The organism is Streptomyces sp. NPDC079167 (genome assembly GCF_040686735.1).
In the GTDB taxonomy this organism is placed as follows: Bacteria; Actinomycetota; Actinomycetes; order Streptomycetales; family Streptomycetaceae; genus Streptomyces.
This window is the reverse complement of the sequence record NZ_JBFBLO010000005.1, coordinates 454,868-461,927: the sequence shown is the minus strand read 5'-3', so window position 1 is coordinate 461,927 and position 7,060 is coordinate 454,868. Positions and strand designations below refer to the sequence as shown.

4 protein-coding genes and 5 pseudogenes are annotated in these 7,060 nt (G+C 68.1%); 3 read left to right on the top strand and 6 right to left on the bottom strand.

Annotated elements, in window-relative coordinates; translation table 11 throughout:
- Positions 1 to 103, bottom strand: a pseudogene (locus AB0P41_RS14210) (IS5/IS1182 family transposase); the annotation flags it as partial.
- A gap of 301 nt (positions 104 to 404) precedes the next feature.
- Here AB0P41_RS14210 and AB0P41_RS14205 point away from each other — a divergent pair.
- Positions 405 to 557, top strand: a pseudogene (locus tag AB0P41_RS14205) (ATP-dependent DNA ligase); the annotation flags it as partial.
- Positions 558 to 734: 177 nt separating this feature from the next.
- On the opposite strand, the pseudogene AB0P41_RS14200 reads toward AB0P41_RS14205, so the two are convergent.
- Both AB0P41_RS14200 and AB0P41_RS14195 read right to left on the bottom strand, forming a co-directional pair.
- Positions 735 to 890, bottom strand: a pseudogene (locus AB0P41_RS14200) (helicase associated domain-containing protein); the annotation flags it as partial.
- A 105-nt stretch (positions 891 to 995) separates the two neighbouring features.
- On the bottom strand, positions 996 to 1,826 hold the full coding sequence (locus AB0P41_RS14195; RefSeq protein ID WP_365932109.1) for an AraC family transcriptional regulator: 831 nt from the start codon (positions 1,824 to 1,826) through the stop codon (positions 996 to 998).
- A gap of 107 nt (positions 1,827 to 1,933) precedes the next feature.
- Here AB0P41_RS14195 and AB0P41_RS14190 point away from each other — a divergent pair, with 107 nt between their 5' ends.
- A complete protein-coding gene (locus AB0P41_RS14190; RefSeq protein WP_365932107.1) occupies positions 1,934 to 2,305 on the top strand; it encodes a cupin domain-containing protein in 372 nt (123 codons plus the stop codon).
- 9 nt (positions 2,306 to 2,314) lie between these two features.
- Here AB0P41_RS14190 and AB0P41_RS14185 read toward each other — a convergent pair.
- A pseudogene (locus tag AB0P41_RS14185) lies at positions 2,315 to 3,271 on the bottom strand (helix-turn-helix domain-containing protein).
- Between the two features lie 272 nt (positions 3,272 to 3,543).
- Positions 3,544 to 4,513, bottom strand: a pseudogene (locus tag AB0P41_RS14180) (oxidoreductase).
- 55 nt (positions 4,514 to 4,568) lie between these two features.
- Here AB0P41_RS14180 and AB0P41_RS14175 point away from each other — a divergent pair.
- Entirely contained in the window at positions 4,569 to 4,991 is a 423-nt protein-coding gene (locus AB0P41_RS14175; RefSeq protein ID WP_365932105.1) for a MerR family transcriptional regulator, read from the top strand.
- Positions 4,992 to 5,204: 213 nt separating this feature from the next.
- Here AB0P41_RS14175 and AB0P41_RS14170 read toward each other — a convergent pair whose 3' ends face one another.
- Positions 5,205 to 6,425, bottom strand: a complete 1,221-nt coding sequence (locus AB0P41_RS14170) for a hypothetical protein (RefSeq protein WP_365932103.1) — start codon at positions 6,423 to 6,425, stop codon at positions 5,205 to 5,207.
- Positions 6,426 to 7,060 lie beyond the last annotated feature (635 nt).

The following is a 7,060-nucleotide window of genomic DNA, read 5'->3' as shown; positions in this document are numbered from 1 at the left end:
GACGCCGACCACCACCCTGCGGCCGCGACGGCGCCTCCGGCACCACCCGCTGGAACAACTCCCACAACTCGTCCGGCACCAGCCGCTCAACGATCTCCACCATGACTCACAGACTACCGAGTCACCCAAATGAGATGGCTTCTTAGGGCTGCGTGGGCCGGGGATCTTGGCCGCCTGGTCGACCAGGTCCAGGTCAAGGCGGCTGCTCATGTCCAGCTCGAACCGGCCGTAAGAGCGGCCTCACACGCTGCCCCACGGGCGCGGATCGGTGCGCCCACTACCTCGCCGCCACACGCCGCGCACGCCAACGGCGCGAGGGAACGCTGCGCTGACCAGGCAGTCAGGCAAACACCTGCTGCTCGGGGTGAAAGGCATCAGCCATGACGTAGACGCTGCCCGCTCCGATGCTCACCGCCCCCGACCTTCCGCCCGGCGCCGCTGCGGAACCGAAGTGGGACGGCTACCGCGCCCAGCTCGCCCACTGGGCCGACGGGCGGGTGCTGCTGCGCTCAAGGCGGGGCACGGGCATGGTCGCCGCGTTCCCGGAGATCCGGGAGGCCGCCCTCGCGCAACTGCCCGAGGCCGGGCTGGACGGCGAGCTGGTGGTCTGGGAGGCGGGCTGCCTGCATTCGAGCGGCTCCAGCAGCGCCTGTCTCTCCGCCGCGGCGCCGACGCCCCGGCGGCCGCGAGGGCCTGGCCCGCTTCACCATCGGGGGTGCCCGGGGCCCGGTGCCTCAAATCCACCGCATCCCAATTGCGGAGAGCCGCTTCACCCGCTCCGGAGAAAGCGTCGCGGCCCGGCTGCGCTGGTTCCCGATCCACGCACCGAGCCGGAGGTCCTGCGCCTTCTGGTCCTCGCCGACGGTCCGCTCGATGTGCTTTCGCGGGACTCACATGCTTCAGGTCGAGACGCCCCACGACCTAGGTTCGCCGGGTTGATCTTCGCAGGCGGAGGCTATTGGGGGCGTTTTGAGGCGAGCATCCGATGCGAGGGCTCAAGAGGTAGTTGGGCACGAACCGGTGCGAGTGTGCTGGTAGCGCGCGGGGGTGGTGCCGACGTGGCGTGTGAAGTGTCGGTTGAGGTGGGCCTGGTCGTGCAATCCGACGGTTGTGGCGACCTCAGCGGGTCGGTGGCCGTCGAGCAGGAGGCGACGGGCGTGTTCGATCCGCTTGCCGGTGAGGTAGGCGTGTGGCGGAAGGCCGTATGTCTGCTTGAAGCAGCGGATCAGATGGGTGGGGTGGGCATGCAGGATAGCCGCGGCATCGTGCAGGGAAAGGCCGGCGCGAGTCCGTGAGTCCAGTAGTTCCCGCAGCTGAGCGGCGAGCCGGTTTGCCTCACGCCCCGGTGCGCGGGGCTGGAGCGCAGCGAGGTGGAAATGGAGCCGCTCTCGGATGAACGAGAGGCGGGACTCGGCCTCGAAGCCGTCTCCGGGATGGACGAGAGCGGTGTGCAGCTGGTCGATCCGGCCGCGCAGCAGTTCATCGTTGAGGACCGGGGTGTCCACCGCCCGGCCGGCCGAATGCTGCGGGAGTACGGAGTCGTCGAGGTAGAGGTTGCGCTTGCGGAACCCGGATTCGGTGACGGTCCGCCCGTCATGGGGGATGCCGGGAGGAAGCAGGAGGACGCTGGTGTTGCCGGTCGCCCCGTGGCGGTGACGGTCGAGTGCGAAGTCCACGGAGCCGTCGTCGAGGATCATCAGGTCCCACGTGTCGTGGGTATGGGCCGGGTATGCGTGGTCGGTGAAGTGGGCGTGGAAGACCTCGGCGATCCCGGGGACCGGCGGCCGCCAGGCGCTGATGGACGTGAGGGGGCGGTCGGAGGCCATGCCAGGAACGTACAAGACCTGCGGAGTCGGGGCACGGCAGGCTCGTAACACCGGCCGGAGGGCCTGAGAGGCCGATTCCGGTGCCCGGTCCTGAGGAAGGATGCCGTATGTCCACGTCAGCTGTTCCCGTCAACCTCGCCGACAAGCTCGCGCAGTTCAGCGAGCTGTGGTCGCAGAAGAAGGTGGCGGTACTCAACGACTACGAGGTCAAGTTGGCCAAACTGAAGGGGAAGTTCGTCTGGCACACCCACGAGGACACCGATGAATTGCTCCTGGTCATCAGCGGGCGGCTCACCATCCAGCTCAGGGATGGCGATGTGGTGTTGGAACCCGGCGAGCTGTTCGTAGTTCCTCGCGGGGTCGAGCACTGCACCGTGGCCCACGAGGAGACCGCGATCCTGTTGCTCGAGCCGGCGGGAACGATGAACACCGGTGACGCAGGAGGGCCGATGACCAAGACGGCCGAGATCCTCAGCTGAGGCAGGGCGTCAGGCCGCGGCCTTGAGTGGCCGTCCACCCCAGCGGATGCCCTTCTCGCTGCGGACGCGGGCGCGTTCGCGTCGTTGGGCGGCCAGGACGTCGGGATGGCGGGCGTTCTGGTTGCGCCAGTGCAGATGACGGTGCAACTTCTGCGTCTGAACGGTGTGGTTGGGGTGGGAGTTGGCAGGGGTGAACTGCCGCAGCCGCCCGAAGTGCGCCTTGATCGGGTTCGCCCAGGACGCGTTCGTCGGGGTGAAGCACAGCTCGACCTTGTTGTGGGCTGCCCACCGCAGTTAGCGGGCGTTCTTGTGGGCGGACAGGGAGTCGTCGCCTACCGCGTAACAACCGTGGAAGTACGTGACCCCGTGGGTGCGGTGGAAGGTCGCCGGCAACCGGTCGGGCTCTCCCGCCTTCGCCCAGCAGGCCCCGGCAGTGGGGCGGATGCCGAGCGGCCCGAACTCATCGAAGGCGAAGGTGCGATCGGGCCGCTCGGTCAACGCGTACTCGATCCGGTCCAGCTTGGCGTCAAAGTCCGGGTCGCTGGATTCCTTCCAGGTCTTGGTCCGTTGAAATGTCACGCCGCGACGGCGAAGCAGGCAGCGCAGGGCCTCGCGGCCGATGCGTATCGGACGGGCGACGTTGCGCCGCAGATGGTCGACGAGCTTGCGGATCGACCATCGGGTGAAGGGCTCGCCGAGCTTGGTGGGTCGGGTGGTGGCCGTCCGGATGACGAACTCCTCGTCGTCATCACTGAGCAGACGGGGACGGCCGCCCGCCCACCGAGGGTCCAGGCAGGCCAGCCCGACCTCGTTGAAGCGGCGAATCACATCACGGACGGTGTCCTGGTCCGCCTGCACCAGATTGGCGATCACCGGGACGGTGTTCCCGCCCGCCGAGGCCAGCAGCATCATCGTTCTACGGAAGCGCACTGTACTGGTGCTGCCCCGTCGCACAATCCGCTGCAGCTAGTGACCCTCCTGCTCGGTCAGTCTGCGAACCCTGACCGGCTCTGCCATCTCGCCTCCCCGCACCAATCGGACGTGTCGTCACATTCAACCGGTGCAAATTCTCTCGACGCCACCCGGTGATCGTTTTCGGTCAGAGCACTAGATCCCTTGGCCTCAGATGGCGGAACGCCGGAGGTCTCTGCCCGGCGCGGCCGTGATCGGCCCGGGGACGGTCCGCACCGTGCTGCGCGCCGCAGCGGCGAGCAGCGCGGCAGATGCGGAGCGCGCCTTCATCGGGTGATCGGCATGGCGCCGGTCGCGGCGAGCGACAGGTCCCAGCGCCGGGCTGCCTCGTCGGGATCGATGGCATAGGCGCGGACGCCGCCGCCGTCCATGGGGGTTCCGGGGGCGGAGACACACGCGATGTCAGTCCTCCGGGTAGAGGCCGCCCCGGTTGTCGAGGAGTGGGGAGGTGGCGGCCCACAGGCCAGTGGCGGCGCCCTGGGAGGGGGTCTTGAAGCCCTCGCCGATGACATTGCCGTGCTTGTCCACCCAGCCGCGGTCGATCTGTTCCTTCAAGGCCATCTCGCGCTGGAGGCCGGTGATGATTTTGCCGGGGTGGAGGGCGAAGGCCCGGACGCCGTCGGCTTGCCCGATGGCGTCGAGGTGCACGGCGGACAGGGCGTTGGCGGTCTTGGCCTGGCCGTAGGCCAGCCACTTGTCGTAGCCGGTACGGAAGTGCGGGTCATGCCAGCGGATGCCGGTCAGGGTGTGTCCGGCGGAGCTGTTGACGACGACGCGTGCCCCGTCCGCGGCGGCCAAGAGGGGGTAGAGCTCGCAGGCGAGGGTGAAGTGCCCGAAGTGGTTGGCGGTGAGCTGGCCTTCCCAGCCGGGCCCGACGCGCCGCTCCGGGCTGGCCATGACACCGGCGATGGCCATCAGGGCATCGACCCGGTCGAGCCGGTCGCTCAGGTGCGCGGCGGCCGAGCGGACACTGGCGAGGTTGGCCAGGTCCATGGGGACGACCTCGCAGTTCTTCACCTCCTGCAGAGCAGCACGGGCAACGTCGGGGCGGCGGGCGGGAACGATGACCCGGGCTCCGGCGGCCGTCAGCGCCAGTGTGGTGGCCAGGCCGAGCCCGGAATAGCCCCCGGTGACTACGGCCGTCTTCCCGGAGAGATCGAGGCCGGCCACGATGTCCTCGGCGGTGGTGGAGGCAGAGAAGGGCGAGCCGAGCGGCTGCTGATCAGTAATGGTCATGCCGCGGACGCTACGATCTAGAGCGAGGTCTAGATCAAGTCAAGGGGTGAGCGGGATGACGACCAGCGAGGCTGCCGCGCCGTCGCTGAGCATCGGCGAGGTGGCCGAGCGCACCGGGCTGAGCGTGCACGCGCTGCGCTTCTACGAGCGCCAGGGCCTACTCGTCGGACCCGTCCAACGCACATCGGGCGGCCGGCGGCGCTACACCCCCGTCGACGTCGAATGGCTGCTGATCTGTGTCAAACTCCGCGAATCCGGCATGCCGCTCACCGACCTCAAGCACTTCGCCGAACTGGTACGTCACGGACCGGGCAACGAAGCGAAACGCCTGCACCTGCTTGACACCCATCGACAGCGCGTCGACGCACAGATCCAGGCACTGGAGGAGTGCCGGTCCGTCATCACCTGGAAGGTTGCCGTCTACACCGAGCACCTCGCCCGCGGTGCAGCCGACCGACTCTGGGCCCCGACTACCTGAAGCCACCTCCTCGGGTGCGCTGCGCCAGACATGGAGCGACGAGCCCCGGCACACCGCTGCTGCACGGATATGCCCTGCCAGGAGCGTCAACAACGTCATGACCCGAAACATCTAACAGCTCAGCGCGACGCCCGCCCCTGGCTTCCCTTCGGGGCGGGCGCCGCGTGCAAGCTGTACCTGTTGCGGCCTCCCCGGACCATCCAGGCACGCTTCTCAGCCGGTAGCGGGATAAGTGACCATGTCGATATCCATGGCGGCGTACTCGTTGACCAGATACAGGCTTGGGCCGGTGAAGGTCGTCTTGTCCTTCCCCGTTTTGGCGTCGAGGATGACGCGGTCCGGGGTGGAGCCGTAGACCACACCGTGCAACGCCCCCTCGATCGAAGGCAGCTTACGAGCGGGGTTCTCCCCGGAGATTTCCCACAGCACCTTGCGGCTGCTGGCCTCCACCCCCCACACGTAATCGTCGCCCTCACACACCACCACTGACTGCTGGTCGTAGTAGCAGGAGAGCATGTCACCGCCGTCGACGCCGGCCGCAGGCTTTCCGGTGCGGATGTCGTGCAACGCGAAGTTCGAAACGAACAGGCCGCCACCCACTGGGTCCATCACCAAGCCGCGGCTGCCCTCGTCCTTCCAGGACACCGAGCCGTCGGTGACCGACCGGCCGGTGAGCGTGAGCGGGTCCTCGTCGGCGCTCCAGCCGAGCAGACTCTGGAAGCCCGCACCGTCCCCAACCTGCGCACCGGCGACGATACCGCTGTCGACAGCGGAGGCGGCAAAGCCCTGCTCCTGCCACTTCACCCGCTGCGTGCCCACATCGACGGCGTAGGTGACGGCGCTCTCGCCGTCACCGCTCGATTCCTCAAGGCTGGTGAGAGCCATGACGATCACGGTTCCGTCCTGCGCCCCCACAACGACCGGTTCCATGTCACCGACTCCCATGCCGGTCGCCGCCGGCAACTGGGTCGTCCAGGACACCTTGCCGGAGTCCGCGTCGACGGCCCGCAGGTAGACATCGGTCCGGTCGACTGCGGTGCCCGTGCCCTTCGTGTGATCGGAGTACGCGTAGAGCGCCACCGTACGGTCGCCCTGCTCCACGAACACCGGCGGAATCTGCCGGTCGTCGAGGTCCTCCCCCGCCGTGCCGGTGTAACGGCCCTCGCGGACCAGGGCAGACGACCAGATCTTTTTGCCGGTCGCGACGTCGTAGGCGTCAAGCCCCGCGTCCGTGCGGATGTACGCCCTGGGACCCAGCAGCGCAAACCCCCGTGTTTTGACATCCTCGTCGTACTCCGGCTTCACCCCCTCGCCGAACTTCAACGGAGGATCGAACGCCTTCGCACGGGCCGCGGGCCCCGCCGCCTGCCCAGCCTCTGGAACCTTGCCGGAACCCTCGGAAGAACCGCCGGAACAGCCCGCCAGGACACTCAAGACGACAGCGGATATCAGGCACATGACAGATCGATACGCGGCTCGCACGAAACACTCTCCCCGTTCATGGTCAACTGCGGCGCATCCTAACGCTCAGCTCTTTGCAAGCGGGCAGCGCCGCGATCGTGCTGACGCCGCCCCGAGGATTGCTTCGGGGCGGGCGTCGTGTCGGTTGTGCTGGCCGTGGGAGTCTCGGTGGCGCGGGCCAGGAAGCGGGCATAGCCGAGGTCTGCGCGGGCCAGCAGCGCCGCAGAGGGCGAGCCGAAAGCGGCCTGCTACGACATGGTCTGACGGCGCCTCGGACGAGGAACAAGCCTTCGCGGTGACCGCGCGGTCCGCCTTCTCCCGCATCCCGGGGGAAACTCACAATCAACGTACCCGCAGGTCACCTGCGTCCCTTGCAAGGAGCCGCACCCACTCCATACCGGCACGGACCGAGTAACGCGTAGCCCGGCCGGGTAGAGCCGAGGCCCCGGTGCGCGAAATGCGCTTCGGCCGCTCGCTGCACGTTTGTAGACGCGCCGAGTACGCCGCTCGGACAATCGGAAAGACGCGGGACAGCGTTCCCGCCCCGCCCAACCCGCGCTTTTGCGTCCACGGTGCGGTCGGCGGAACCGCCGCCGGCTCACGTACGA